We start from the raw sequence: 26042 nt of genomic DNA, 5'->3' as shown, positions 1-26042 counted from the left end.
CTCTCCTCGCCTCCTCTTGTGTTTCCCTTGTGGTCTTCTTCCCCCCCCCCCCCCCCCCCCCCCCCCCCCCCCCCCCGACACCGGAACCGGGTGCCGGAACCCCACCCCTCATCCCGGAGGAACCCCATGCAGGCCCGCCCGCTCGGGCGCACCGGCATCCAGGTCAGTGCCTTCACCCTGGGCACGATGATGTTCGGGCCGTACGGCAACCCCGACCCCGACGAGTGCGTCCGGATCGTCCACAAAGCCCTCGACGCCGGCGTGAACACCCTCGACACGGCCGACGTCTACGGCGGTGACGGCCACACCGAACGGATCGTCGGCCGAGCCCTGCGCGGCCGACGCGACGACGTTGTCCTCGCCACCAAGGGGAACGGCCCGATGGGTCCCGGCCCCCATCACCGCGGCAGCTCCCGCCGCTGGCTCGTCACCGCCGTCGAAGGCTCGCTGCGCCGGCTCGGTGTCGACCACATCGACCTCTACCAGGTCCACCACCCCGATCCCGGAACCGACGTCGAGGAGACCCTGGGCGTGCTGACCGACCTGCTGCGCTCCGGCAAGGTCCGGGCGATCGGCCACTCCAACCTGCCCGCGTCGGAGATCGTGGAAGCCCAGTGGGTGGCCGAACGGCGGGGGCTGGCCCGCTTCCGCACCGAGCAGCCGCACTATTCGATCCTCAACCGGGGTGTCGAACGCGAGATCCTGCCGGTCTGCCACCGGTACGGCCTGGGTGTGCTGGTGTGGAGCCCGCTGTCGATGGGCCTGCTCTCCGGGCGGCTTCGCAAGGGCGGCACGGAAACCGCGTCGGCCGGCCGGTTGCACTGGGCGCCACGGCACCTGACCGACAGCCGCAAGCTGGACGCCGTCGAAGCGCTCGTCCCCCTGGCCGGCCAGGCCGGCCTGTCGCTGCCCCACCTGGCCCTGGGCTTCGCGACCGCCCATCCCGCGGTGACGTCGGCGATCATCGGCCCGCGGACCCCGGCCCAGCTCGACGACCTGCTCGCGGGAGCCGGGACCACCCTCGACGACGACCTGCTCGACCGCATCGACGAGATCGTCCCGCCCGGAACGGACCTCGGCCCGGTCGACGTCGCGTACGAGCCGCCGTCGCTCACCGAGCCGGGCCGGCGGCGGCGGCGCGGGTGAGGCTCAGCCGCCGTGGCCGGGGCCGTTGTTGGCGTCGGCGACCTGGGTGTACCCGGCCGGGATCTGCGGGATGTTGACCGTCTTGGCCAGCTCGTCGGTGCGCGGCAGGAAGGCGAGGTCCTTGGTCGTCCGCTGCCCGCCCGGGTCGGTCGTGGTCGAGTGCACCGGCAGGTAGCTCGTCGCGTCGACCCACAGCTCCGAGACCTGGCCCTCGACGGTGTACCCCAGCTTGACGACCTGGTGGCCCTGGTACTCGCCGGTGCCGACGATCTTGTCCGCACCGGTGCTGATCGACTTCTTGACCCGGTCGACGAAGCCGGCCTCCTTCGGCGGCTCGCCCGGGATGTAGGTGGGGAGCTTGACGTCTTCGGTCGAGTAGGTGCGGTCCTGGTGGTTGACCGTGACGTCGCGCAGGTGCGCGTAGTGGTCGACCACGGGGGCGCTGTTCCAGGCCTCGGTCCGGGTGGGTCCGGTGCGGTAGACCCAGTACTGGTTCATCGTCACCTGGTCCTGGTACCAGACGGTGTCTTCCCCCTGGTCGACGATCCGGTAGACGTAGTCCGAGTCGCGGTCGAGCGCGGCCGAAACCCGGTCGACGACGTAGGCGGCGTTCTGGACGGCGGGCGGGCCGCCGGAGTTGACGCCGAGCACGGTGACCGCCGCGGCCACGGCCAGCACACCCACCCCGGCCACGCCTCGGGTGGCCAGGCCGCGCCGCCGCACCCGCCGGGCGCGGCGGAGGACGTCGTCGGGGTCGGTCCGGAAGGTCTCGCCGGCGACGAGGTGCCGCAGGTCGGCCCCGAGCCGGGTCTCTTGTTCGGTGTTCACAGCAGTGATCCCGTCGTGTCGAAGAAGGATTTCAGGGTGGCCAGGGCCCGGGAGCTCTGGCTCTTCACGGTGCCCGTCGAGCAGCCCAGCGCCGCCGCGGTCTCCCGCTCGGACAGGCCCTCCAGGTAGCGCAGCACCACGGTGGCCCGTTGCCGCAGCGGCAGCGTCAGCAGCGCCTGCCGGAGCCCGGCGCGCCGGACGACGTCGTCGGCGGGGTCGGCCACCGCGGGCTCGCGGGCGAACTCGGCGACCGGCACCGAGCGCTCCCGCCGCCGCCACCGCCCGCGCACCTCGTTGAGCAGGATGCGCCGGACGTAGGCCTCCGGGCTGTCGGCCGCCCGCACCCGCTTCCAGTGCTGGTAGGCCTTGACCAGGGTGTCCTGGACGACGTCGTCCGCGAGGTGCCGGTCGCCGCAGAGCAGGTACGCGCTCTGGTGCAGCGGGGTCCCCCGGTTGCGCACGAACTCGCGGAACTCCGCGTCGCGGCCGGTCTCGGCGTTCTCTGTCTGCTTCACACCAGGGTAGATGTGATCACTGGTCAAAAGGTTGTCATCCGGTGCGGAACCGGGTTTCGCGCGGATGCGCCGCCCCGGATCCGGAGGTAGGTTGCGAGCGTGATCTTGGCAGCCGCAAGTGCGTGAAGACGAGGTCCGGTCCCGGCTCACCACACCGTTGTCCGCGCCGGCCTTCCCCCGCGGGCCCTACCGGTTCACCGACCGCGAATACCTGAACATCACCTACCGGACGGATCCGGCGGCCCTGCGGGCGCTGGTGCCCGAGCCCCTCGAAGTGCCCGAACCGCTCGTGCGGTTCGAGGTGATGCGGATGCCGGACGTCACCGGGCTCGGCGACTATACCGAGTCCGGCCAGGTCGCGATGGTCACCCACCAGGGCGAGCCCGGGGAGTTCACCCTCGGGATGTACGTCGACAGCCACCCCGCGATCGCCAGCGGCCGCGAGGTCGCCGCCTACCCGAAGAAGCTCGGAAAGCCCCGGCTGTTCGTCGACTCGGACACCCTCGTCGGCACCCTGGACTACGGCACGATCCCGGTCGCGCTCGCCACGATGGGGTACAAACACCGCGAACTGGACACCGCCGCCGCGCGCGCCGAGCTGACCGCGCCGACGTACATGCTCAAGATCGTCCCCGGGTACGACGGCCGGCCGCGGATCTGCGAACTGGCGCGAAGCCAGATCTCCGACGTCACCATCAAGGGCGCCTGGACCGGGCCCGCGCGGCTGCACCTCGTGCCGCACGCGCTCGCCCCGCTCGCCGACCTTCCCGTGCTGGAGATCGTGTCCGCGAGCCACCTCCTCACCGATCTCACCCTCGGCCGGGCCGCGGCCGTGCACGACTACCTCGACCGGGAGCAACCGTGAAAGCGACCATCGTCGGCGGCGGGGTCATCGGCGTCTCCTGGGCGGGCCTGATGGCCGCGCACGGGATGGACGTCGTCATCAGCGACCCGGCGCCGGGCATCGAAGACACCGCGCGCGCCGGACTCGACGAACTGACCCCTGCACTGCGAGAACTGGGCTTCGACGCCGACGGGCTGGCGGACCGGATCACGTTCGAGGCCGACCTCGCGCGCGCCGTCGCCGGCGCCGACGTCGTCCAGGAGAACGGGCCCGAACGCCTCGACCTCAAGCACCGGATCTGGACGACCATCGAGGCGAACGCACCCGCGGACGCCCTCCTGCTCACCTCGACCTCGGGCCTTCCGGCGACCGACATCGCGACCGCGCTCGAGCGGCCGGAGCGGCTTCTCGTCGGGCACCCGTTCAACCCGCCACACCTCATCCCGCTGGTCGAGGTCGTGCCGGGCGAGAAGACGGCGCCGGAGGTGGTGGAGTGGGCCGTCGCGTTCTACCGCGGCCTGGGCAAGAAGCCGATCGTGCTGGGCAAGGAGATGCCGGGGTTCGTCGCGAACCGGTTGCAGGCCGCGATCTTCCGCGAATGTGTGCACCTGGTCGCGGAGGGCGTGGTCACCGAACAGCAGCTGGACGAGGTCGTGACGTCGTCGCTCGGGCAGCGGTGGGCGGTGAGCGGGCCGTTCCTGAGCTTCCACCTCGGCGGCGGGCCGGGCGGGCTGCCGCACTTCCTCGAGCACCTCGGGCCGGGCCTGCGCAAACGCTGGGGACAGCTCGGCACGCCGGACCTCGACGAAGCGACAGTCAAGCTGCTCAGCGACCAGGCGGCCGGCTTCGACGGCACCGTCGAGGAGCTCGCGAAAGCCCGGGACACCGCGCAGATCGCCCTGATGAAGGCGCTGGGCGAGCGATGAGCGTCACCGAGCGGATCCTCGCCGCGCTCGCGAACCCGATCTCTTCCGAAGACCAGGACACCTTTGACATCCACGCGGCGCTGGAGGACGTCCTCGCCGGAGCCGGACTGTCCGAAAAGGACGCCGGCGGCAAGGTGGAGTTCACCGGCGCCGACCCGATCGTGCCGAGCGCCGTGCGGCTGGGCGCCGCGCCCGCGATCGCGCTGGTCGCGAAGTCCGTGGCCCTGGCGGCACTTTGGCGCCACCGCGGCGGGCCCGGCCAGGACATCAGCATGGACCTGCGGAAGGCGCCGCACCGGCTGTGCCCGTTCTACGACAAGAAGTGGGAGCTGGTCAACGGCCTCCCGCCGACCAACACCGCCGACCCGGCCAGCCCGCTGTCGCTGAAGTTCTACCGCGCCGGGGACGGCCGGTGGGTGATGCCGCTGAACATCTACCCGAAGCTGAAGTCCAAGACCCTCAAGCTCCTGCGCACCTACGACGACGCCCCGGCGCTCGCCGACGCCATCGCCCGCTGGGACGCGGCCGAGCTGGAGGAGGCCGGCGCGCAGGCGGGCATCGTGATGCCGATGGTCCGCAGCACCGAGGAGTTCCTCCAGACCCGGCAGTACCGCGACGTCCTGGCCGGGCTCCCGCTGATCGAGATCGAGAAGATCGGCGACTCCGCGCCCGAGCCGTTACCCGCGGGCGGCGCCCAGCCGCTCGACGGGATCCGCGCGCTCGGCCTGGGACACGTCATCGCGGGCGCGGGCATCGGGCGGGCGCTGGCCCAGCACGGCGCCGACGCGCTGAACCTGTGGCGGCCGTCCGAATGGGAGAACCCGGTCGTCTACCTGACGGCGAACGTCGGCGTCCGGTCGGCCACTGTGGACTACCAGAACTCGCGGGTGGCCCAGGAACTCCTGCGCGACGCCGACGTCTTCTACGCGAACCGGCGGCCGGGTTTCGTCGCGGGACTGGGGCTTTCCCCGCACCGGGCGGCCCAGCTGCGGCCGGGCATCATCCACACGACCGTGTCCCTGCACGGTGAGCACGGCCCGTGGGCGTCGCGGGTCGGCTTCGACCAGACCGCGGGCTGCGTCGCCGGGATGATGACGCTGGAGGGCTCGCCCGACCAGCCCGTGCTGCCGCACATCGGCGTGGTGAACGACTACCTCGTGCCGTGGCTGGCCACGGCCGGGATCTGCGCCGCGCTGATGCGGCGCGCCACCGAAGGCGGCAGCTACCGCGTCCACATCTCGCTGACGCGCATCGCGTTGTGGATCATCAGCCTCGGCGTGTTCGACAAGGACTATGCCCAGCGCGTCGCCGGGACCGGCGAGCGGCACGCCTACCTCGACCCGGACACGTTCACCGCCGACACCCCGCTCGGGCACTACCAGGGTGTCACCGACCAGGTGCGGATGTCCGTCACGCCCGGGCAGTTCTCGACCATCCTCGTCCCCCGCGGCTCCGGCCGCCCCGAATGGCTGCCCCGGAGGTAACCGATGAGTGAAATTTCCAGTGACATTTCCGGCGTCGTTTCCCGGCTGCGCAAGACGTTCTCGTCCGGCGCGACCAAGCCGCTCGAATGGCGGCGCGCGCAGCTGACCGCGTTGAAGACGATGCTGCGCGAGCAGTCGAGCGACTTCCTCGCCGCCCTGCACGCCGACCTGGGCAAGAACGCGGCGGAGGCCCGCAGCGCCGAGATCACCTTCGTCACCAACGAGATCGACCACACCCTGGAGCACCTCGACGGCTGGGTCGCGCCCGAGTCCGCGCCGCTGCCGAAGTACCTGCTGCCGGGCGCGGGCAGCGTCGTGCGGGAGCCGCTCGGGGTCGCGCTGGTCATCGGGCCGTGGAACTACCCGCTGCACCTCGTGCTGGCGCCGCTGGTCGGCGTGCTGGCCGCGGGCAACGCGGCGGTGCTCAAGCCGAGCGAGCTGTCCCCGACGGTGTCGGCCGCGATCGCCCGGCACATCCCGTCCTATTTGGACACTTCCGCCGTGGCCGTGGTGGAGGGCGCGATCCCGGAGACGACCGAACTGCTGGAGCAGCGGTTCGACCACATCTTCTACACCGGCAACGGCACGGTCGGGCGCATCGTGATGACCGCGGCGGCGAAGCACCTCACGCCGGTGGTGCTGGAGCTGGGCGGCAAGAGCCCGGTGGTCGTCGACACCGACGTCGACCTGCAGGTCGTGGCCGAGCGGATCGTGTACGGCAAGTTCATGAACGCGGGCCAGACGTGTGTGGCGCCGGACTACGTGCTGGCCGTCGGGGACACCGCGGAGCGGCTCGAGCCGCTGCTGGCCGAGGTGCTGCGCAAGCGGTTCGGCGACGATCCGGCGCAGAGCCCGTACTACGGCCGGATCGTCAACACCCGGCACTTCGACCGCCTGTCCGGCCTGCTGGACAGTGGCCGCGTGGTGACCGGCGGGACGACCGACCGGGAGGCGAAGTACATCGCGCCGACCGTGCTCGCGGACGTCGCGCCGGACTCCCCCGTGATGGGCGAGGAGATCTTCGGTCCCATCCTGCCGGTCCTGCGGGCCGCCTCCCTCGACGAGGCGCTGACGTTCATCACCGGCCGGGACAAGCCGCTGGCGCTGTACGCGTTCACCGGCTCGGAGGAGACGAAGCGGCGGATCCTGGCGGAGACGTCGTCGGGCGCGGTGGGGTTCGGCCTCCCGGTGGCGCACCTGACCGCGCCGGACCTGCCGTTCGGCGGGGTGGGCGAGAGCGGGATGGGGCGCTACCACGGCAAGTACTCGATCGACACCTTCAGCAACCTGAAGGCGGTGCTGGACAAACCGCTGTGAACCGGGGTCGTGCTACGGTGCTGGTATAACTATACCGGTACCGTAGAACGAGGTAGTCGTGATCGAACTGAAGACGCCCGCCGAGGTCGAGCTCATGCACGTGGCCGGGCGTTTTGTCGCCGAGGTGCTCACCGAGGTCGGCCGGCTCGCCGACGTCGGGGTCAACCTCCTGGAGCTGGAACAGCACGCGCGCGGCATGATCGAGCGGCGCGGGGCCGAGTCGTGCTACTGGGACTACGCCCCGTCGTTCGGCAAGGGCCCGTTCCGCAACGTCATCTGCCTGTCGGTCAACGACGCCGTGCTGCACGGCCTGCCGCACGACTACACCCTGCGCGACGGCGACGTGCTGACCGCGGACCTCGCCGTCGGCATCAACGGCTGGGTGGCCGACTCCGCGCGCACGGTCATCGTCGGCACCCCGGCCGAGGAGGACCTGCGGATCATCCGCGCCACCGAAGACGCGCTGGAGGCGGCGATCGAGGTCGCGCGCCCCGGCAACCGCCTCGGGGACATCTCGGCGGCCATCTACGCGGTGGCGACCGACTACGGCTACCCGGTCAACACCGAGTTCGGCGGGCACGGCATCGGCCGCACCATGCACGGCGACCCGCACGTGTCCAACAAGGGCCGGCCCGGCCGCGGGATGAAGCTGCAGCCGGGTCTGACGCTGGCGCTCGAACCGTGGCTCGCCCGCACGACCGACAAGATCGTGTACGACCCGGACGGCTGGACGATCCGCTCGGCGGACGGCTCGCGCACGGCCCACTCCGAGCACACGGTGGCCATCACCGAGGACGCGCCCCTGGTGCTCACCCGGCGCGAGTCCGAGAAGCCGGCGCGGAGCGGCTCCACCGGCGGAGTGTCCACAAAGGACGTCTAGGGCACGAGCCGGTCGACGAGGGCGTCGACGAGGTCCCGGCGTTCGTCCGCGCCGAGCAGGTCCGGCAGGGTCAGCCGCTCGATGATCAGCCAGTTCAGGGCCAGCCACAGGAGCTTGACCGTCGTGGCGTCGCCCGGCAGGCCCGTCTTCAGGTGGCTTTCCACGTTGAAGTCCAGGTCGGCGCGGATCCGCTTCGTCAGCACCGCCCGCAGCTCGGGGCGGCGGGCGGCTTCCAGGCGCAGCTCCAGCAGCGCCAGGAAGCCGGCCGGGAACGCCGCCACCCGGTCGACGAGGTCGTGCATCAGCTCGGTGAGCCGGGCGCGGTCACGCGGGCCGTCGAACGGCGCGGCGAGCGTCGCCTCGTCCGGCACCAGCCGTTCGTAGACGCGCTCCCCCGCGCCGGTGAGGATCTCCTCGCGGCCGGCGAAGTAGTTGGACGCGGTCCCGGTGGGCACGGCGGCCCGCTGGTCGACCGCGCGGAACGTCAAGCCCCGGGCGCCTTCCGCGGCCAGGACCTCGATCGCCGCGTCGAGCAGCGCGGCTCGTCGTCCGGGGTTGCGTCGCACCATCACTCCGCCTGTCGGGTCACGACCACTACAGGCAAAGTACTCCAGGTCGAGTTGTCCCGCCCGTCGCGGGCTCAGGCGGACACCTCGACCTCGATGCCCATGATCCGGCCGGTGCGCCGGCGGCGCAGCCAGCCGCGGGCGGGCGTCCCGCCCGGCAGCTCCTCGGCGAACGCCTTGCGCTGCGCCGAAGTCGCCGAGTGCCACCGCAGGCCGAGCACCGGCCGGACCGGCGCGATGAACGCCTGCACCCGCTCGTGCGCCGCGGCGAGCCGCGCGGCGTAGTCGCGATCGGGCCGGTAGGCCAGCTCCAGGTCGATCAGCGGCTCGGGCCCGCCGGCGCGGTGCCGGCACCGCGCGAGCATCCGCGCGAGCTCGTCGAAGGCCACCTGCACGGTGCACGGGATCTGGTCCTGCCACCGCCCGAGGCTCGGCGCGTTCACCGCGGCCGCGGTCAGCTCGTCCGCGAGCACGATCAGCGCTCGCACCGGCGCGCCGGCGAGCTCGACGCGGACCCGCCGCCCGTTCGCGTCGGCGAAGAAGCGCACGACCCGGCCGGCCACGACGGCCCCCGACCGCAGGTGGATCCACTCCTCGACGGCGTCCGGCGACGAGCAGGACGAGACGAAGGTGAAAGCCAGCTCGTCGCCGGCGAGGGTCATGGTCACCGGGAACAGGGAGCCGAGGTCGTGCATCAGCGCCGAGCCGGTGACGAGCGCGGCCCGGGATCCGCCGCCGGTCATCGCCCCCTCCTATCCCGGTTACACCTGCAGGTCGGCTTCGATGCGTTTCAGGTAGTGGCGGGCCAGGGCGAGGTTCGCGCGGTCCCGGTCCAGCACCAGGTAGAGGAACAGCGAGTTCCTCGCCCCGACCGTGTTCAGCAGCCGGATCAGGTGGTACTGGCGGTGCAGGGTGATCAGGATGTCCTCGATGCTGTCGTTGAGCGCCAGCGAGGACATCACCCGCAGTTTCGACCGCACGACCTCGGTGTTCCCGGCCGCGGCCACCTCCAGGTCCAGCCAGTCGCCGCCACCACTGGTGCCGAGCGACATCCCGCTCTCGTAGTCGACGAGCGCGACGCCGACGGCGCCGGTGATGGACATGGCTTCCTTGAGCGCGGTGTCGATGTTCATCATGGTTCTGCTTCCTCCTTATTGTGCCTATGGGTCACGCGGCCAGGATCGTGGCGATCCGCTCGATGACGGGCCGGGTCTCGAACAGCAGCCGCCCGACGTTCAGGCCCCGGTCCCCCATCACCACCATCAGCGCGAGCCGGCCGATGGCGTAGACCGCCAGGTAACCTTCGCTGCTGAACACGACGGTCTGGTGCAAGGTCCCCTGCCCGGCGATCTCCGACGCCTGGCGAGCGATCCCGAGATCGGCGGCGGCGAGGGCGGAGATCTTCGCGGGATCGATGTGGTCGGCCGCGTCGGCGATGATCGGTATCCCGTCGACCGCGGCCAGCACCGTGTCACTCACCCCGGCGACATTCTCCCGGAGTGTGCGCATTTCACGGGCCAATGCGTCGAAGTCCACTTCTTCTCTCTCTTCGGAATTGCTTCACCCACGGCCGAGGTCATCAGCCATTCGAGTTGCCCCCGGCCGGGAACCTTACCGTCGCAACACCTTCTGTCCATGGGCCTGCGCGTCATTCCGGCGCATCTACACGATCGGGTGAAACAAGCTGTGGGCTGTAACCGAAAACCGGTGACGTCCGGGAATTATCGGAAATTGATCACGAAAACCGGGGTGTCGAGGGGGTTGAATCTCCGGTGCGCCTTGCGCACCGGATTGACCGGGAGTTTTCCGGAAACGGGGCTACCGCAGGGGCCGGGCGCGCCGGCCGATCTCCGCGAACAGCTCATCAACGCAGGCGTGCATCGCGGCGCTGCCATCCCGCCCCGCCCATCCCCGGTCGCCGAAACACACCGCGCCAACCGGGAGTTTCCCCGAAACAGGGCTACCGCAGGGGCCGGGCGCGCTGGCCGATCTCCACTCACCGGCGCGGGCACGCATCTCGGCGCCACCGTCCCGCCCGGCCCGTCTCCGGTCGCCGAGACCCACCGCACCGACCGGGCGCTTCCCGAAACGGGGGCTACCGCAGCGGCCGGGCGCGCCGGCCGATCTCCGCGAACAGCTCCCCCACGCGAGCGCGCATCTCCGCGCCCCCATCCCGCCCCGCCCAGTGCCGGCGCACCGTGCCGGTCAAGCGGTAACAAACGTCCACAGGCACGAGAAAACACTCCGTGCCACGCTCGGTCGCGCCGACCACGATCGCCTCGACGTCCGGCTCGGCCGCGGCCAACAGCGGGTGCTCCACCGCGAGCTCCGCCCAAAGCTCCGGAGGCAGCGCGGCCTCGGCGGCGCCGAACGGACCCGGCTGGAACGCGACGGCCTGCGCGCCGCAGCGCACGAAGAACGCGAACCCGGCCGGGATCCCGAGCCCGCGCCAGTCGAGGCGGCGGACCGGGTGGCGGGGGTCCCATAAACACCGCTCCGGCACCGCGCGGTACCGGGCCCCCACACCCGCGCGGCGGGTGAACACCAGGAAGCACGCGCGGCACGAGCACAACAGACCCCGGCGGCCGGTGTCGGCGACGTGGCCGTGGCGGGCCGCCACCGGGGTTCCGCACAGCTCGCACCGCTCCGGCCGCGCGGAGCGGGGCGAGCCCGCGGCCGCGGGGTCCACCACTCCACTGTGGACGGTCACGACGCCCGCCCCTCCGCCACACCAGGCGGCGGTCCCACGCCGATCTGGTACAGCGTGGGAGCTGTCTCGACGACGATTTCGACACCGGCGACTTCCGGAGCGGCGTCCCGCACGGCGGCTTCGACCGTCTCCCTCGCGGCGCGCGCGGCCGAACAGCCACGACGCGCGCCGAGCCGCAGCCGCACCACGCCGGCGTCGGTGCCCAGGTGGTCGACCGCGCCCACCTGCGGGCGGATCCGGTCGAGAGCCCGGCGCACCCGGGCGTCGGCGTCGAGAGGATGCAGGTCGTGGAGCAGCAGCAGACCGGCGACGTCGTCGTCCGCCGCCAGCGTGCCGACCAGAGCCGGGGCGCGGTCGCGCAGGACGTCGACGATCCGGGTCAGGCCGTCGCCGTACAGGTCTGTCAGCTCCCGGACGATCTCTTCGGCCGTCCCCCGGCCCGGGCCGGCCCGCAAGGCGCCCAGGAGGGTCTCGAGCCGTTCGCCCGGGGGCGGCGTCACCGGTCCACCGCCGTCCGGATCTCCCGCAGGATGCGGATCGCGGACCCGGACACGCTTGTCGTGGCCGCCGGTGTGCCGGCGCCGGCCGGGTCCTCCATGAACGGCATGAACTTGTCCGGGAACCCCGGCATGGTGCAGCCGATGCAGATGCCGCCGACGTTCGGGCAGCCGCCCACGCCGTTGATCCAGCCGCGCTTGGGGACGTTGCACTGGACGACCTGGCCCCAGCACCCCAGCTTCACCAGGCACCGGGGCGAGCCGTGCCGGTCGGCGAACTCGTCCTGCTCGTAGTAACCCGCCCGGTCGCACCCTTCGTGCACGGTGTTCCCGAACAGCCACTTCGGGCGCAGCGCCTCGTCGACGTCGATCTGCGGCGCGCGCCCGGACACCTGGAAGAGCAGGTGCAGGATGGTCTCCGAGAGGTTGTCCGGCTGGACCGGGCAGCCCGGCAGGCACACGACGGGCAGCCCGGCCCACGACCGCCAGTCGCGGCCGAGGTACTCGGGGACGCCCATCGCGCCGGTGGGGTTGCCGGCCATCGCGTGCACCCCGCCGTAGCTCGCGCAGGTGCCGACGGCCAGGATCGCCATCGCCTTCGGCGCCAGCCGGTCCAGCCACTCGCTCGCGGTCACCGGCTGGCCGGTCTCCGGGTCGGTGCCGAAACCGGACCAGTACCCCTCGGCCTTGTTCGTCTCGTCGGCGATCGAACCCTCGACGACCAGGATGAACGGGTCGAGCTCGCCGCGGTGCGCGCGGTGCCACCATTCGATGAAGCTGTCGCTCCCGCCGTCGGGCCCGCTGTGGAAATCGAGGAACGGCCAGTGCATGGCAACTTCGGGCAGCCCGGGAAGGCCGCCGAGAACGATCTCTTCGATACTCGGCTGGGTGGCCGCGGTCAGCGCGACCGATTCACCGTCGCAGCTCAGCCCGCCATTCATCCACAGAATGTGGACGGTCGGTGGGGAATTCCCGGAGTCGTGCGCCGGGCCGTTGGCCGACTGCGTGGTCCTGGCCATCGATGACACCTTCCCGGCGTGGAAGACGCCCACCGTAGCCCCGTCCGGCGGCAGCGGCAAGCCTCGGGAAACCGGCGGCGGCGACTACACTGGAGACTCTTCGGAAGGGGCAAAGATCGTGATGGAATCGGCCGGCCGGTCCTCCGGTGAGTCGATCGAGGTCGTGCCGGTCGAAATCGTGAAAAGGATCTTTCCCGCCCGGCCGTCGGCCGTTCCGGGAATCCGGGAATTCGTGCTGGAATGCCTCGCGGACGCGCCGCTCGCGGAGGCCGAAGAGCGCGAAGTGGGCAACTCGATCCTCCGGGCCCTGCTCGCCGCGGCGGGCCCGTCCGGCGTGCTGGAGGTCTCGTGCCGGAAGTACCCCCGGCGCGTCGAGTTCGACCTGCTCCCCTCGCGCGCCGAGGAACCGCCGCCCGCGCCGGTGGACGCGCCCGCCGCCAGCTTCGCCGAGTGGCTGGCCGAAGCCCTGCGCAGCCGCGGGCTCACGAAGGAGGCAGCCGCCGAGGAGCTGGGCGTGTCCGCGAAGACGATGACCCGCTGGCTGGGCGGGCACACCGAGCCGCGGCTGCGCGACCTGCGCCGCATCGAAGACCGTTTCGGGGACGTCCGGCTGAGCTGAAGGACAGATGTGTCCCGGCGGCTAACCGGCCCGGTCCGGCATGGCCAGCTCGATCGTGCAGCCTGCCGTGTCGGAGCTGACGTCGAGCCATTCGCAGATCTGGTCGGTCATCCACAACGTGGTGCCGGGGCGGGTCTCGCCGCTGAGGCCGTAGAAGGCCGGGCCGTCGGCCGGCCGGTCGCTGTGCAGGGTGCACACCACCCGCCCGGCCGCCGGCCGCACCCAGACGGCCGCGCGGTTGATGCCGTGTTCGAGCAGGTAGGCGATCGCCTCGCCGACGGCGACCCCGAACAGCGTCGCGGTGTCCTCCGACCGCAGCAGCGCGCTCGCCCGCTCCAGCACGTGCCGCCGCACGGCGACCAGGTCACCCTCGAAGCGGAAGAGGTCCGCGGCCGTGCGCGGCGGCGCGGCCGTGGCGACACCGCCGCCTTCCTCCGGGGCCGTGTAGAGCGCGGACGCCCGCGTCTCGCCGTCCACGACGCACTCGGGGTGCGCGCGCCGGGCGTCCTCGACCATCCCCGGTTCGGCGGTTCTGGTGTCGTACGGGCAGATCAGCCAGATCCGGGTGCCGGCCAGCGCCACGTTGAAGCCCTCCTCGGCGAGCTGCCACGCGGCTTCGGCGCCCTCGTCCCGGGCCGGCTCGGCGAGGATGCGGACGGCGCCGGTCGGCGCGGTCGCCCGGTGCCGCGTCCAGTAGCGGTGCAGCGCGCCGGCCAGCTGCGCCGGCCGCCGGCCGAAGAAGGCCGACTCGGCGAAGACGATCCTCTCGGCCTCCGCGCCCATCGCGGCGTGCAGCAGCTCCCGGTTGGCCGCCGTCGTGGTGACCAGCACCGGCTCCCCGCGACGCAGCCCGTCCAGGACGAACGGCACGGCCATCGCGAGGAACCCCGCGCCGGTGGCGTAGAGACAGCCCTGGTGCCGGAAGCCCGGCTCCAGCCCGTGGTCCGGGGCCGGAGCAGCTGCCGGGTTGTCCATGCGCACCGAGCCTCCCGAGGACGATCTTCGTCTAGTGGCCATTCGACCGCAGGAGCGTACCCGCACCGAACCGATTCGGCTATCAAACGGAAAAACGCGGCACCCGTTCGGAGCAATTACCGGGACGGCACCCGACGGTAGACACAAACGTCACCGGAGCACGATTCACCGCGCCCGCCAGGAGCAGCCGAAACCCTTCTGGCGCAGGGGTCACGAGCCAGATGTGTCCGCGCGGCCGGAGCGCCCGACACTACTGTCCGAATCGCTCCCGGAAATGTCCGCGCGCAATACCGCGCTCACGTGTTCGAAAACAATTCATGCCCGCGCCGGACAGCTGGGTGGAATTGTGCGGCCGGCTCCGGACCGGCCGGGCCGCGGAGGCTCTCGGCGCCGGCGCACCGGCGTCGGCGAGCCTCCGCACCGACGTCCGAAACGTCGGTTTCCGTTGGCCGCCAGCGGATCCCGCCGCGCTGGGCCGTCCGGGTGCTTCTCCCCAGTGGACTGGACCATCGGCGCCCGCGGCCGGTTGACACGCCCGAGAACGCGGTCCTACCCTCCCTCCATCCCCACCCGCCTTCCCCGCACCCCCTTCTCTTCCGGAAATACAACGTTGTAAAAATCCGCGCAGGCCTCTGACCTGCGACTTGAGAGTGAGGTCCCGTGCCACGCGGTCGCAGTCTCCTCGTCACGCTCGTGCTCGTCCTCGGGACGATGCTCGGCCTGAGCACCCCGTCCCAGGCCGCCGGTTCCCTGCCGTGCGACCTCTACGGCGCCGCCGGCACGCAGTGCGTCGCCGCGCACAGCACCACCCGCGCCCTCTATTCGGCCTACAGCGGCAACCTCTACCGCGTGCAACGCGCGTCCGACCGCGCCGAGACGAACATCGGCCTGCTCGCCACCGGCGGGTACGCCAACGCCGCCGCGCAGGACTCGTTCTGCGCCGGGACGACGTGCACCATCACGGTGATCTACGACCAGTCCCCGCGCCACAACGACCTCACCGTCGAAGGGCCGGGCACCGCGGGCGGCCAGGACGTCGCCGCCATCGCGTCGGCGCTGCCGGTCACCGCGGGCGGGCACAAGGTCTACGGCGTCTACGTCTCCCCCGGCACCGGGTACCGGCACTACGTCGGCGCCGGGGTCGCGGTCAACGGCCAGCCCGAAGGCATGTATATGGTCGCCAGCGGCACGCACGTCAACGGCGGCTGCTGCTTCGACTACGGCAACGTCGAGGCGCAGATCGCCGACACCGGCAACGGCCACATGGACGCCGTCAACCTCGGCACCACCTGTTACTTCCCGCCGTGCACCGGGATCGGCCCGTGGGTCGCGGGCGACCTCGAAAACGGGCTGTTCCAAGGGAACCGCTCCAACACGAACAACCGCGGCAACGCCACGCCGTTCGTCACGGCGCTGCTGAAGAACAACGGCCAGACCACCTTCGCGCTCAAGGGCGGCAACTCCCAGAGCGGCGGCCTCACGACCTGGTACAACGGCGCGCTGCCCTCGGGCGGGTACACGCCGATGCGCCAGGAGGGCTCGATCGTGCTCGGCACCGGCGGGGACAACAGCAACGCGTCCATCGGCTCGTTCTTCGAAGGCGTGATGACCGCGGGGTACCCGACCGACGCCGCGGACGACGCCGTCCAGGCCAACGTGGTCTCCGTCGGGTACGCCGGGTCCACCGGGACACCGCCGTACGCGGCCACGGTTTCCGGCCCCGGCGGCAAGTGCCTCGACGTGTCCGGCGACGACACGGGCGGCAACGGCACGGCGGTCCAGCTCTGGGACTGCCAGGCGAACGCGGCCGACCAGCACTGGGCGCACAACGCGGACTCGTCACTGTCCACTTTGGGCAGGTGCCTCGACGTCACCGGCAACGCCACGGCGGGCGGTGCGCTGCTGGAGCTGTGGGACTGCAACGGCGTCGGCGGCCAGAAGTGGGTGCAGCAGGCCGACGGCTCGCTGCGCAACCCGCAGTCCGGCCGCTGTGTCGACTCGCCGAACGGCGCCACGGCCAACGGCACCCGCCTGCAGATCTGGGACTGCAACGGCTCGGGAGCGCAGAAGTTCTCCGTCACCGGCGGCGGGCCGATCACCGGCCCGGGCGGCAAGTGCGTCGACGTGGCCGGCGACGACCACGGGACGAACGGGACCGCGGTGCAGCTGTGGGACTGCCAGTCGTTCGCGGTGGACCAGCACTGGTTCCACCTCGCCGGGGGCGCGCTGCGCACGCTGGGCCGCTGCCTGGACATCAACGGCAACAGCACGGCCAACGGCACCGAGGTCGAGCTGTGGGACTGCAACGGCGTCGGCGGCCAGGTGTGGACGCAGCAGGCCGACGGCTCGCTGCGCAACCCGCAGTCCGCCCGCTGCCTCGACTCCCCCAACGGCGCGACGGCCAACGGGACGCGGCTGCGGATCTGGGACTGCAACGGCTCGGCGGCCCAGCGGTTCCCGCTGGTCTGAGCCGGCTTCGGAGCAGGGCACGGGAGGGTGCGCCGCCTGCGGCATAATCGCCGCTGGCGGCGCACCTCCATTGCTGATCCGAAGAAGGCGGCCGATGACTTCCTCCCGGCACGACGGTGACTCCTGGGACCTGGCGTCCAGCGTGGGAGCGACGGCCACGATGGCCGCGGCGGCCCGGGCGATCGCGACCCGCGTGGACCGGTCGCTGCTCGCCGACCCGTTCGCCGAGCCGCTCGTCCGCGCGGTCGGCATCGACCTCCTCACCCGCCTGGCGACCGGCGAAGAGGCGCCCGGCGACCTGGTCGGGACGGCGTTCGTGGACGTGGCCCAGATCCGCGGCAAGTTCTACGACGACTTCTTCCTCGAGGCGGCCGGCGCGGGCATCACCCAGGCCGTGATCCTGGCTTCGGGGCTGGACTCCCGCGCGTACCGGCTGCCCTGGCCGGCCGGGACGGTTGTGTACGAGCTCGACCAGCCGCCGGTCGTCGAGTTCAAGACCCGCGCCCTGGCCGAGCTCGGCGCCGAGCCCACGGCCGACCGGCGGGCGGCCCCGGCCGACCTGCGCGACGACTGGCCCGCCGCGCTGCGCACCGCCGGGTTCGACGCGGGCCGCCCGACCGCCTGGAGCGCCGAGGGCCTGCTGGGTTACCTGCCGCCCGAGGCGCAGGACCGCCTGCTGGACACGATCACCGAGCTCAGCGCGCCGGGCAGCCGGGTGGCCACCGAAAGCCGGCCCAACCCGGAGCCGGGTGACGAGGAGAAGACGAAGGAACGCCTGGACCGCATCTCCGCACGCTTCCGCGGCCACAGCTTCGACTCCGACATGACCAAGCTGCGCTACTTCGGCGCGCGCAACGAAGCGGCACCGTACCTGGCCGGCCTCGGCTGGACGCTGAGCGGCTCCACGGTCACGGAGCTCCTGGCGGCGAACGGCCTGCCACCGCTGACGGAAGACGACCTGCGCATGGGCGACCTGCGGTACGTCAGCGGGATCCTGGGCGAGCCGGTCCGCCCGTAGGTCCTTTCGCGAGGCCGGCCTCGATGCCGTCGAGCAGGAAGCCGAGGCCGGTGCGGAAGGTCTCGTCGGCGTCGAGGTGGGCGCCGTCGCGGACATAGGTCTCCAGCGCCGGGAAGCGGCCGGTCGCGAACGTGCGCTCCAGGTACGGGCCGAACGTGGACTGCCACTGCCTCTTGTCCATCCCGGACGTCCGCTCGGCACGTCGCTCGGCGACCTCCCGGCGCACCGCGCCGATCACGTAGGCGTCGACCGCGGAGACCACCGGGGCGATCGCCGCCACGTCGAGGTCGTGCAGCGCGGTCAGCACGGCCTCGCGCCTGGCCAGCGTGTGCGGCCCCAGCTGGGGCCGGCCGCCGATCAGGTCGGCGAGCCATTCGTGCCGGTGGACGGTCCGCCGCGTCGCCTCGGCCAGTGAGCGCAGCACCTCCCGCCAGCCGTCGCCGGCCGGGCGGATCTCGGCCTGGACCGCGTCGAGCATCAGGTCGAACAGCTCCTCCTTGGTCGCGAGGTAGCCGTAGAGCCGCATCGGCCCGGCGTCCAGCGCGGCGGCGACCTTGCGCAGCGACACCGCCTCCAGCCCACCCGCGTCGGCCAGCCGAATCGCCGCCGCGACGATCCGCTCCCGGCTCAGCGGGGCCAGTGTCGGCCGTTCCGGCGGCTCCGGCCGTTCCCAAACCACCATGGCGGTGACGATACATCGACTGGTGCGATACGCTGTATTTGCCAATACAGCGTATCGAGGGGAAGCCATGACCATCACGATCGTCGGAGCCGGCATGGGCGGCCTGGCCCTGGCCCGGGTGCTGCACGTGCACGGCATCGAGTCCGTCGTCTACGAACGGGAGTCGTCGCGCGACGCCCGTGGCCAGGGCGGCATGCTCGACATCCACTCCGGCCAGCGGGCGCTGCGCGAGGCCGGGCTGATCGAGCGGTTCCGCACCATCGCCCGGGGTGAAGGCCAGGACATGCGGCTCCTCGAGCCGGACGGCACCCTGCTGCTGCAGGAGGACACCCCCGACGACGCCCCGCTCGTCCGCCCCGAGGTCGACCGCGCCGACCTGCGCGCCCTGCTGCTGGACTCCCTTCCCGAGGGCACGGTCCGGTGGGGGCACGCCTTCGAGTCCGCGCAGAACGGCGTCGTGCACTTCGCCGGCGGGCGCAGCACGACGTACGACCTGCTGGTCGGCGCGGACGGCGCGCAGTCCCGGGTCCGCAAGCTGCTCACCGACGCGCGGCCGGCGCACCTCGGCCAGAACACCGTCGAGCTCGGCATTCCCGACGTCGACCGCACCCACCCCGACCTCGCGGCCATGGTGGGACGCGGCAACTACTGGGTGTTCGGCGACGGGAAGTCCCTGGCGGCGCAGCGCAACGGCGACGGCCGCGTCCGGATCGGCCTCAACTTCTACAACACCGGCGAGGACTGGCTCACCACGAGCGGGATCCCGTTCGACGACCCGGCCGCGACCCGGGCGTGGGTGATCGAGCAGCTCAGCGGCTGGGACGCCCGGTTCCTCGCCCTGATCGCGGCCTGCGACGACGAGGTCATGCCGCGGGCGCTCACCAGTCTCCCGATCGGCCTGACCTGGCCTTCGGCGCCGGACGTCACACTGGTCGGCGACGCCGCGCACCTGATGCCGGCGGTCGGGGAAGGCGCGAACATGGCCCTGCTCGACGGCGCGCTGCTCGGCCTCGCGCTGGCCGCGCACCGGGACGACCACCCGGCCGCCGTCAAGGAGTACGAGGCGGAGATGTTCGACCGCACCGGCGCCGCCGCGCGGATGTCGGCGGACATGCACGAGCTGCTGATGTCCCCGGACGCCGCCCGCCGGCTGCTCGCCTTCTTCCAGCCCGGCTGACGGCCTGTCGAACCGGTCGAACGGCTGCCGGACCGCGTCAACCTCATCCACGAGAACACGGCACTGCGGGCTCGGTAAGAACTGGCGGCCAATCAGCAAACATCGCGACTCCGCAACGACGGCAACTCGAACCTTCGGCCTCCATCGGGTGAGAGCCAGATGAATCTCTGGTGAAGCTGTTTCAGCGCGACGAAACGGGCACACGCGGTGACCTCGGACTTCGGCGGCGATCCGGCCGGTCGGCGCAATGTGCGCGTACCACCGGGGGTATGCGCGTGCGGACGGAAGCTCCTACGGTTTCCCGGTCCTGGGGGCCTCGACCGCAGGGAGCCGTCATGCCCACCCTCACCACCGTGTCCACGTGGACCGTCATCGCGTCCGGCGACACCGCCCGCTTCACCCACGCCTACGCCGGCGACTTCTGGGCGCCGCGTGTCTGGAGCGGCCACGGGCTCGCCGTCGCCGAAACCGATCTCGCCGGCCTCGACGAGACGCTCAAGGAAATGATGAAGCTGCCGATCTACTGGCTGGCCCGGGGGCGCCACCAGGATTCCCGGGCCGGCGACGCCGCCGTGTGGTCGGAGCCGTGGTTCGACTCGGACGACGAGTTCGTGTACATCGGGGGCCCCTGCCGGACCGACGAGCCGACGGTGGGCTACCGGCCCGCCCTGGACTTCGCCGTCGACCTGGTCCACCTCCGCGGCCTGCGCATCAGGGTCGCCAAGTACCGGACGGCCCCGCTGCGCGGCTCGGGAGTGCCCGTCGCCGCGGCGGCCCGGGTCCGGCCGCGGGTGGCGTCGGGTCGGCTGCCTCGCTGAATGCCGGTTTTGCGCTGCTGTCGCCTGGGGGTTGGGCGGCAGCAGCGTCGTGTTGAGGGGCAGTCGACGGCGCCCGTTTGGCAACTGAACATTCATTAGGGATAGTGGGGCCATGCGCACACGGGATCCCGAGGCCAAACGGCGGCAGCTCCTGGACGGCGCGCTCGCGGAGTTCGCCGAGCACGGCATCGGGGGCGCCCGGGTCGACCGCATCGCCACGCGGGCCGGGGTCAGCGCCGGGCTCGTCTACTCCTTCCACGACGGCAAGGAAGGCCTCTTCGAGGCGGTCTACGACGCCGTCGTCGAACAGGTCGTCGCCGGGATCCCCCTCGATGCCGACGATCTTCCCGGGTACGCCGGGCTGCTCTACGACGCCGGGGTCGAGAACCCGGCCGTCATGCGGTTCGTCACCTGGTACCAGCTCGAACGCGGGCACGCCCAAACCGGCGTCCGGCCGATCGTCGCCCAGTCGATGGCCGGCAAGACCGGCGCCGTCGAAGACGCGCAGCGGCGCGGGGTCGTGACGGACCGGCGGAGCGCCGGTGAGCTGCTCGCCCTGGTCCTCTCCCTCGCCAACATGTGGCAGAACCAGGGTGAGGACGTCCGCGGGCTCGTCCCCGAAGCCGACCGCCGGCGCGTTGTCGTCGAAGCCGTCCGGGAGCTGGTCACCCCGCCCCGGTGACGGGGCGGGGTGCGTGTGGGTCCGAAGTGGACGTCAGGCGCCGACCTCGGGAAGGTCCTGGCGCAGCGGCACTTCGGGGAGGGCGCGCTGGGGCCGGAGGGTGAACCGGCGCGGGAACGGGATCACCGTCGCCCGCTGGAACACCGCGATGTGCCCGCTGACCATCTGGCCGAGCAGGATCACCAGGACCAGCAGCAGCGGTGTCCACCAGCCGCCGGTGTGGGTGTGCAGCCAGCCGCACGCCAGCACGCCGAACCCGGCGATCACGTAGCCCACGCCTTGGACCACCGCGGACAGCGAGAGCGAACTGTCCTTGCTGCGCAACGAGATCGTCGTCAGGACGAACGCCAGCGAGCCCATGCCCAGCCCGGTCGCCGCGGCCCACACCCAGGGCGCGGCCGCCGGGGCGAGGAGCAGCCCGGTCACGCCGACGACGTTGGGCAGGGCCAGCAGGACCACGAGCACCGTCTGGTTCCGCCACCGGCGCGTCCAGCCCGGGACCAGCCACATCATCGGCAGGCCCATGGCCATCGACACCGCGAGGCACGCGCCCGCGGTCGCCGGTGAGACGCCGGCGTCGCGCAGGATCCCGGGGAGCCAGCCCATGACGAGGAAGGTCACCGTCGAGATGAGTCCGAAGTGGAGGGTCAGGGCGGTGGCGCGCACCGGCCCGGAAGTCCGCTGTGGCGCCACGAACTCGCCGGGGGTGCGCAACCACAGCCGATGGGCCAGCAGGGCCGAGAACGCCCACAGCCCCAGGCCGATCCGCCACGACGACGACAGCACCGCCGCCGGGGTGATCAGCGCCCCGGCCGTGCTGCCCAGCCCGAGCCCGAGCGGGTAGGCGGCGGATCCCTGGGCCAGCAACGGAAGCATGGTGCCGAGCACGGCGATGGACAGGCACGCGAGCGCCGTCCCGACCAGCAGCGGCACCGGTCCACCGAGGACCCGCCCGGCCAGTGACGCCGCCAGGCCGATGAGGGACACGGTGACCGTCCGGCGGGTGCCGACGCGGTCGCTCAGCCACGGGGTCGCCCAGCCGCCGAGGCCGATCGCCCACAGGGGCAGCGCGACGAGGACGGCGGCGACCAGGGAGCCGGCCACGGAGATGTCGGGGAGGGCCGCGCCCAGGCTGGTCACGGCCGGCCGCAGGTTGAGGGCCAGTACGAAGATCACGGCGGTGGAAACGGTGGTGGCACGGGACATCGCCCCTCCTCGGCCTCGCGGTCCGGAGCGGCAAGCTCCGTCGACCCATGCTTCACGGCACGAGGAAGTCAGACATCCGTCACCTGACGTATGAATGAAGTTCTCCTGCCGTTCAACTCGCGTTAGCGCCCCGGTCCCTCGCGAATGACCGTGCATCGGCACGGCCGAATGGCTCGGCCGGACCGCGGTCTTCGCACTCAGGGCCCGGAAAACCAGGGGCCGACCATTCCCCGATGCTTGCTTTCCGGCCGGCGCCCGGACCGGCCGGAGGGTCGATTCGAGGAGGCGGGAATTCCGCCTTGACAACAGGAGTGGTGGTTTTCGGAACGATTAATCGAAAAATCGTCCGAGACGTTTTCGCCCGGTCCGCACGCGTTCTGAACGGGTCGGACGACAACGCGGCGTTTTCGCCACGCGAAATAATAATCGTAGAACTGGTCGCCGGTGGTCAGAACACCACCGTAGGTTCCTCCGGAAACAATTTAACCGGAGCGGGCCACCCAGGACCAGAGCCAGAGCGTGTCGCGTAGGTTGCGGTTGAGTAACCGCTCTCGCCCGATCGCGTACGGAGGGTGAACAGCACCTGTTCGACGTGGGCGATCGTTACCTCGAAAGGACTTGACCGACGGCTTCGCGGTTACCGGAACCGGCACTTCGGGCCCACCACTCCCGTTAGCCGTCACCATCGGGCTTCTCCGGATTCCGTGTCCACACTGTTCGCCGACGGAGCCCGGAAACGGACGGCACCTTTGTGGACATCGGATTCCGGCGCCGGGCGCCCGTTCCACCGTGGACCGTCCCCGGCGGACCCGCCGCGGTCACCGGCGGCCATCGACGAATTCGATTCGCGGGGCGGCGGAATCCGGCGAACGGCCCGAACCGGCCCTACGGCACCGGCCCGTCTTCGAGCTCGACGCGGATCCGCCACCCGCGCAGGCCGGTGATCGGCTCGTCGGCCTCGGTCGCCGGGCCCGCGCGCTCCGCGGCGAACCGGGCGTCGTCCGGCCGGCCGGCGGCGACGCAGAGGCGTTCCACTTCCCGCCACGCCCGGACTTCGGCGCGCCGGTCGCCGATCTTCGCGGAGGTCACGGCGGCCGCGGCAAACGCTTTCACGGTGTCGGCGAACCAGCCCGCCTCGCGGTACACCACCCCGAGGTTGCGCCAGGTCCGCGCCGCGCTGTGGAGGTCGCCGACCTCCTCGAAGACGGCGCCAACGGCCAGGAAGAGGTCGATCGCGTCGCCGCGCTGACGAAGTCCGTACAGGACGATCGCCAGGTTGCCCCGGGCCATCGCCTCGGCGGGCCGGTCCCCGAGGTCGTGGAAGATCGCCACCGCGGCGGTGTGCGCGTCGAACGCCCGCAGGTGATCACCCAGGTCCACCAGCGCGGTGCCCGTGTTGCTCCGGGCCGAGGCTTCGCTGCGCCGGTCGCCGAGCTCCTGGAAGAGGTCGGCCGCGTAGTGGTGGTAACCCGCCGCCCGCACGGAGTCACCCAGGCCCTGCAGCGCCAGGCCCGTGTCGTCCCACATCCGCCCGTCGAGGGCCAGGTCGTCGAAGAGGATCCGGCCCGCCAGCATGGCGGTGTTCAGGCTGTCGAGAGCCTCCTCGAACTGACCGGCCTCGATCAGGGCGGCCGCCAGGTTGTCCATGGCCCGCAGCGTCGCGACGGGGTCCCGCAACCGGCGGGCCGACCGGTCGGCGATCCGCGCGACGGCGACCCAGTCGGCCACCTGACGCCGCCAGGACAGGAACCCCGTCAGGCCGGAGACCAGCTCCACGACCTGCTGGTGCCGCCCGGTTTCCCCAGCCGCGGCCACCGCGGCGACCAGGCACGCCTGCTCGGCGTCCAGCCAGGCCAGCGCGGTGTCCCAGCCGGTGAACGGCCCGTCCGGCGGACCCGTGGCGCGGGACCGCACCGTCGCCCGCCAGGCGAGCGCGGCCCGCGTCGAAACGACGTAGTGGTCGAGCACGCGGTCGGTCGCGGCGGCCAGCTGCGCCTCGGTGACACCCAGATCGGCGACGGCGTGCCCGGTGACGTCGAGGCGCAGCAGGTCGTGGAACCGCCAGCGCCGCGGGCCGCCCAGCAGCAGGTGGGCGCGGGTCAGCACCCGCAGCCGCGTGCGCGCGACCGCCTCGTCGGTCCCCAGCACCGCCGCGGCGGCCGGCAGGGCGACGTCGGGACCGGGCGCGACGGTCAGCAGGCAGAGCAGCCGGGCGGCCTCCGGGTCCCGGCCGCGCAACCGCTGCCAGGACGCCACGAACGCGGCGTGCACCCCGCCCGCGCCGTCGTCCAGCACGGCCAGCCGGGTCCGCGTGTCGGCCAGGTCGGCCGCGACCTCGCCGACGGTGAGCTCCGGCTCCTCGGCCAGCACACCCGCGGCGATGACCACGGCTTGGGGCAGATATCCGCACCACCGCAGCACTTCCGCCACCGCGCCGGTCTCGGCGGCGGCCCGGGGATCGGTTGCGAGGCCACGGCTCCGGGCCCGCTCGTCCAGCACGGCGCCCAGCAGTTGCGTGGCCTCACCCGGCGGCAGCACGTCCAGCGCCACGCGGTCGGCGCCGGGCAGCGGCAGGGTGTTGCGCGAAGTGACCAGCACCCGGTGGGTGCGCGCGGCCGACGACGTGGGCAGCAGATCGCGGACCTGGCCGGGGTCCGCGGCGTCGTCCAGCACCAGCAGCACCGGCCGGTCCCGCGCGGCCAGGAGGTCGAGGTGGCGGTGGTAGGCGGTCGGCTGCTGCGCGGCGTCGGCCGGGATCCCGGCGGCCGGCACACCCAGCGCCCGCAACACCGACGCGAACACCCGGCCCGGCGGGATCCGGTTCTCCGCGACGGGGTCGTACCCGCGCAGGGTCACGAAGACCGCGCCGCCGGGGAACCAGCCCCGGGCGACCGCGGCCGCCGCGGCCCGCCGGACCAGCGCGGTCTTCCCGATCCCGCCCATGCCCTGCACCACGCCGGTGGCGCCGGACGCGGCCGGGGCCAGGACCGCCGCCAGCCGCTCGAGGTCCGGCGCCCGGCCGACGAAGACCTCGGCGCCGGGGTCGGCGTGGATCGTGGTCACGGCCGCGCCGCTTCCGGCGGCCGGGAGGTGGATGTGCTGCGTGTTGTGGTCCCCGACCTGCACGCCCTGCCCGTACCGCGCGTCGACCGACGGCGGGCCCGGCTCGGTCACCGCGGCGGTCGCGGGCCGAGGTTCAGCGTCATCGAGTTGTGGTCGCCGATCTGCACACCCTGCGACTCGCGGACGTCGACGGAGTACTTGCCCCCGGCCCGGTCGAGCAGCGTGCGGGCGGCGGTGACCAGCTCGTCCTCGGGCGCGAGCGCCGTCCCGTCCAGCGCGCGGGCCAGCTCGGCGCGGATCCGCTGTTCGCGGTCCGGCGTGGCGTCGTCCTTGGCGACGTCTTCGAGCTCTTCGGCCACCTTCGCCCCGAACCGCCGGCGCAGCCCGCCGAGCAGGCCCGCGTAGGCGTCCTTCACCGCCAGCGACGCGGTGTCCTTCGCCCCGGCCGCCGCTCCCGCGGCCAGGCCGGCGGCCACCACGTCCAGCAACTCCCCCACCATCACGCCTCCCTGCGCTCGGACGAAGCCGGAGCACCAGTGTGCCCGAGCGGGCCGGCCGGCGGCTCGGCCACCGCGTTTTCGATACACTGACCAGGTCGATC

At 72.2% G+C, this 26042-nt stretch carries 26 protein-coding genes; 12 read left to right on the top strand and 14 right to left on the bottom strand.

Annotated features, from left to right (window positions below; translation table 11 throughout):
* Positions 1–126 precede the first annotated feature (126 nt).
* A complete protein-coding gene (locus ACZ63J_RS36920) occupies positions 127–1146 on the top strand; it encodes an aldo/keto reductase (RefSeq protein WP_465439810.1) in 1020 nt (339 codons plus the stop codon).
* Between the two features lie 3 nt (positions 1147–1149).
* Here the strand turns inward: ACZ63J_RS36920 and ACZ63J_RS36915 are convergent, their stop codons facing one another.
* Together ACZ63J_RS36915 and ACZ63J_RS36910 are read right to left on the bottom strand one after the other, a co-directional pair.
* Positions 1150–1974, bottom strand: coding sequence for a hypothetical protein (locus tag ACZ63J_RS36915; protein WP_465439808.1), 825 nt, complete (start codon positions 1972–1974; stop codon positions 1150–1152).
* Positions 1971–2489 (bottom strand): SigE family RNA polymerase sigma factor, encoded by a 519-nt coding sequence (locus tag ACZ63J_RS36910; protein WP_465337397.1) that lies wholly within the window; start codon positions 2487–2489, stop codon positions 1971–1973. The genes ACZ63J_RS36915 and ACZ63J_RS36910 overlap by 4 nt, the downstream gene beginning before the upstream one ends.
* A 118-nt stretch (positions 2490–2607) precedes the next feature.
* On the opposite strand from ACZ63J_RS36910, the gene ACZ63J_RS36905 reads away from it, so the two are divergent.
* From ACZ63J_RS36905 to map, 5 genes are read left to right on the top strand one after another with little or no spacing between them, the layout of a single operon-like run.
* Positions 2608–3354 (top strand): acetoacetate decarboxylase, encoded by a 747-nt coding sequence (locus tag ACZ63J_RS36905; protein WP_465337398.1) that lies wholly within the window; start codon positions 2608–2610, stop codon positions 3352–3354.
* A complete protein-coding gene (locus ACZ63J_RS36900) occupies positions 3351–4259 on the top strand; it encodes a 3-hydroxyacyl-CoA dehydrogenase family protein (protein ID WP_465439806.1) in 909 nt (302 codons plus the stop codon). Before ACZ63J_RS36905 ends, ACZ63J_RS36900 begins: the two co-directional genes overlap by 4 nt.
* Positions 4256–5743 (top strand): CoA transferase, encoded by a 1488-nt coding sequence (locus ACZ63J_RS36895; RefSeq protein WP_465439804.1) that lies wholly within the window; start codon positions 4256–4258, stop codon positions 5741–5743. Before ACZ63J_RS36900 ends, ACZ63J_RS36895 begins: the two co-directional genes overlap by 4 nt.
* Positions 5744–5746: 3 nt before the next feature.
* Positions 5747–7060: an aldehyde dehydrogenase family protein gene (locus ACZ63J_RS36890; protein WP_465404528.1), complete on the top strand. Its 1314-nt coding sequence runs from the start codon at positions 5747–5749 to the stop codon at positions 7058–7060.
* A gap of 58 nt (positions 7061–7118) precedes the next feature.
* Entirely contained in the window at positions 7119–7940 is an 822-nt protein-coding gene (gene map, locus ACZ63J_RS36885) for a type I methionyl aminopeptidase (RefSeq protein ID WP_465404530.1), read from the top strand.
* On the opposite strand, the gene ACZ63J_RS36880 is transcribed toward map, so the two are convergent.
* From ACZ63J_RS36880 to ACZ63J_RS36850, 7 genes are all read right to left on the bottom strand, one after another.
* Entirely contained in the window at positions 7937–8509 is a 573-nt protein-coding gene (locus tag ACZ63J_RS36880; protein WP_465404531.1) for a TetR/AcrR family transcriptional regulator, read from the bottom strand. The genes map and ACZ63J_RS36880 overlap by 4 nt on opposite strands.
* 71 nt (positions 8510–8580) lie before the next feature.
* Positions 8581–9249: a hypothetical protein gene (locus ACZ63J_RS36875; protein WP_465337406.1), complete on the bottom strand. Its 669-nt coding sequence runs from the start codon at positions 9247–9249 to the stop codon at positions 8581–8583.
* Positions 9250–9267: 18 nt separating this feature from the next.
* Entirely contained in the window at positions 9268–9639 is a 372-nt protein-coding gene (locus ACZ63J_RS36870) for a hypothetical protein (protein ID WP_465337484.1), read from the bottom strand.
* Positions 9640–9673: 34 nt separating this feature from the next.
* Positions 9674–10042, bottom strand: coding sequence for a roadblock/LC7 domain-containing protein (locus ACZ63J_RS36865; protein WP_465310755.1), 369 nt, complete (start codon positions 10040–10042; stop codon positions 9674–9676).
* Positions 10043–10601: 559 nt separating this feature from the next.
* On the bottom strand, positions 10602–11216 hold the full coding sequence (locus ACZ63J_RS36860; RefSeq protein WP_465404533.1) for a DUF5947 family protein: 615 nt from the start codon (positions 11214–11216) through the stop codon (positions 10602–10604).
* Positions 11213–11716 (bottom strand): NifU family protein, encoded by a 504-nt coding sequence (locus ACZ63J_RS36855; protein ID WP_465404535.1) that lies wholly within the window; start codon positions 11714–11716, stop codon positions 11213–11215. Before ACZ63J_RS36855 ends, ACZ63J_RS36860 begins: the two co-directional genes overlap by 4 nt.
* Positions 11713–12732, bottom strand: coding sequence for an NADH-quinone oxidoreductase subunit B family protein (locus ACZ63J_RS36850; RefSeq protein WP_465310758.1), 1020 nt, complete (start codon positions 12730–12732; stop codon positions 11713–11715). Before ACZ63J_RS36850 ends, ACZ63J_RS36855 begins: the two co-directional genes overlap by 4 nt.
* Positions 12733–12853: 121 nt before the next feature.
* Between ACZ63J_RS36850 and ACZ63J_RS36845 the strand changes: the two genes are divergently transcribed.
* A complete protein-coding gene (locus ACZ63J_RS36845; protein ID WP_465404549.1) occupies positions 12854–13351 on the top strand; it encodes a helix-turn-helix domain-containing protein in 498 nt (165 codons plus the stop codon).
* A gap of 21 nt (positions 13352–13372) precedes the next feature.
* Here ACZ63J_RS36845 and ACZ63J_RS36840 read toward each other — a convergent pair whose 3' ends face one another.
* A complete protein-coding gene (locus ACZ63J_RS36840; RefSeq protein WP_465404537.1) occupies positions 13373–14326 on the bottom strand; it encodes an anti-sigma factor RsbA family regulatory protein in 954 nt (317 codons plus the stop codon).
* Between the two features lie 660 nt (positions 14327–14986).
* Between ACZ63J_RS36840 and ACZ63J_RS36835 the strand changes: the two genes are divergently transcribed.
* Together ACZ63J_RS36835 and ACZ63J_RS36830 are read left to right on the top strand one after the other, a co-directional pair.
* Positions 14987–16795: an arabinofuranosidase catalytic domain-containing protein gene (locus tag ACZ63J_RS36835; RefSeq protein ID WP_465404539.1), complete on the top strand. Its 1809-nt coding sequence runs from the start codon at positions 14987–14989 to the stop codon at positions 16793–16795.
* A gap of 94 nt (positions 16796–16889) precedes the next feature.
* On the top strand, positions 16890–17813 hold the full coding sequence (locus ACZ63J_RS36830) for an SAM-dependent methyltransferase (protein ID WP_465407498.1): 924 nt from the start codon (positions 16890–16892) through the stop codon (positions 17811–17813).
* Here ACZ63J_RS36830 and ACZ63J_RS36825 read toward each other — a convergent pair.
* Entirely contained in the window at positions 17779–18495 is a 717-nt protein-coding gene (locus ACZ63J_RS36825) for a TetR/AcrR family transcriptional regulator (protein WP_465407500.1), read from the bottom strand. The genes ACZ63J_RS36830 and ACZ63J_RS36825 overlap by 35 nt on opposite strands.
* A 67-nt stretch (positions 18496–18562) precedes the next feature.
* Between ACZ63J_RS36825 and ACZ63J_RS36820 the strand changes: the two genes are divergently transcribed.
* The 3 genes from ACZ63J_RS36820 (at position 18563) to ACZ63J_RS36810 (ending at position 21172) form a co-directional block, all read left to right on the top strand.
* A complete protein-coding gene (locus ACZ63J_RS36820; RefSeq protein ID WP_465407501.1) occupies positions 18563–19672 on the top strand; it encodes an FAD-dependent oxidoreductase in 1110 nt (369 codons plus the stop codon).
* Between the two features lie 335 nt (positions 19673–20007).
* On the top strand, positions 20008–20490 hold the full coding sequence (locus ACZ63J_RS36815) for a hypothetical protein (RefSeq protein WP_465407502.1): 483 nt from the start codon (positions 20008–20010) through the stop codon (positions 20488–20490).
* Positions 20491–20602: 112 nt separating this feature from the next.
* Entirely contained in the window at positions 20603–21172 is a 570-nt protein-coding gene (locus tag ACZ63J_RS36810) for a TetR/AcrR family transcriptional regulator (protein WP_465407505.1), read from the top strand.
* Between the two features lie 33 nt (positions 21173–21205).
* Here ACZ63J_RS36810 and ACZ63J_RS36805 read toward each other — a convergent pair whose 3' ends face one another.
* From ACZ63J_RS36805 to ACZ63J_RS36795, 3 genes are all read right to left on the bottom strand, one after another.
* On the bottom strand, positions 21206–22378 hold the full coding sequence (locus ACZ63J_RS36805) for an MFS transporter (protein ID WP_465310766.1): 1173 nt from the start codon (positions 22376–22378) through the stop codon (positions 21206–21208).
* Positions 22379–23263: 885 nt separating this feature from the next.
* On the bottom strand, positions 23264–25552 hold the full coding sequence (locus tag ACZ63J_RS36800; RefSeq protein ID WP_465407507.1) for an AAA family ATPase: 2289 nt from the start codon (positions 25550–25552) through the stop codon (positions 23264–23266).
* The gene (locus ACZ63J_RS36795) at positions 25549–25941 is read right to left on the bottom strand and encodes an RIP homotypic interaction motif-containing protein (protein ID WP_465407509.1); all 393 of its coding nucleotides are present in this window, start codon (positions 25939–25941) and stop codon (positions 25549–25551) included. The genes ACZ63J_RS36800 and ACZ63J_RS36795 overlap by 4 nt, the downstream gene beginning before the upstream one ends.
* Between the last annotated feature and the right edge of the window lie 101 nt (positions 25942–26042).

This window comes from Amycolatopsis sp. NPDC104863 (assembly GCF_055582965.1).
The sequence above is the reverse complement of the archived record's forward strand: the minus strand, read 5'-3'. Positions and strand labels throughout refer to the sequence as shown.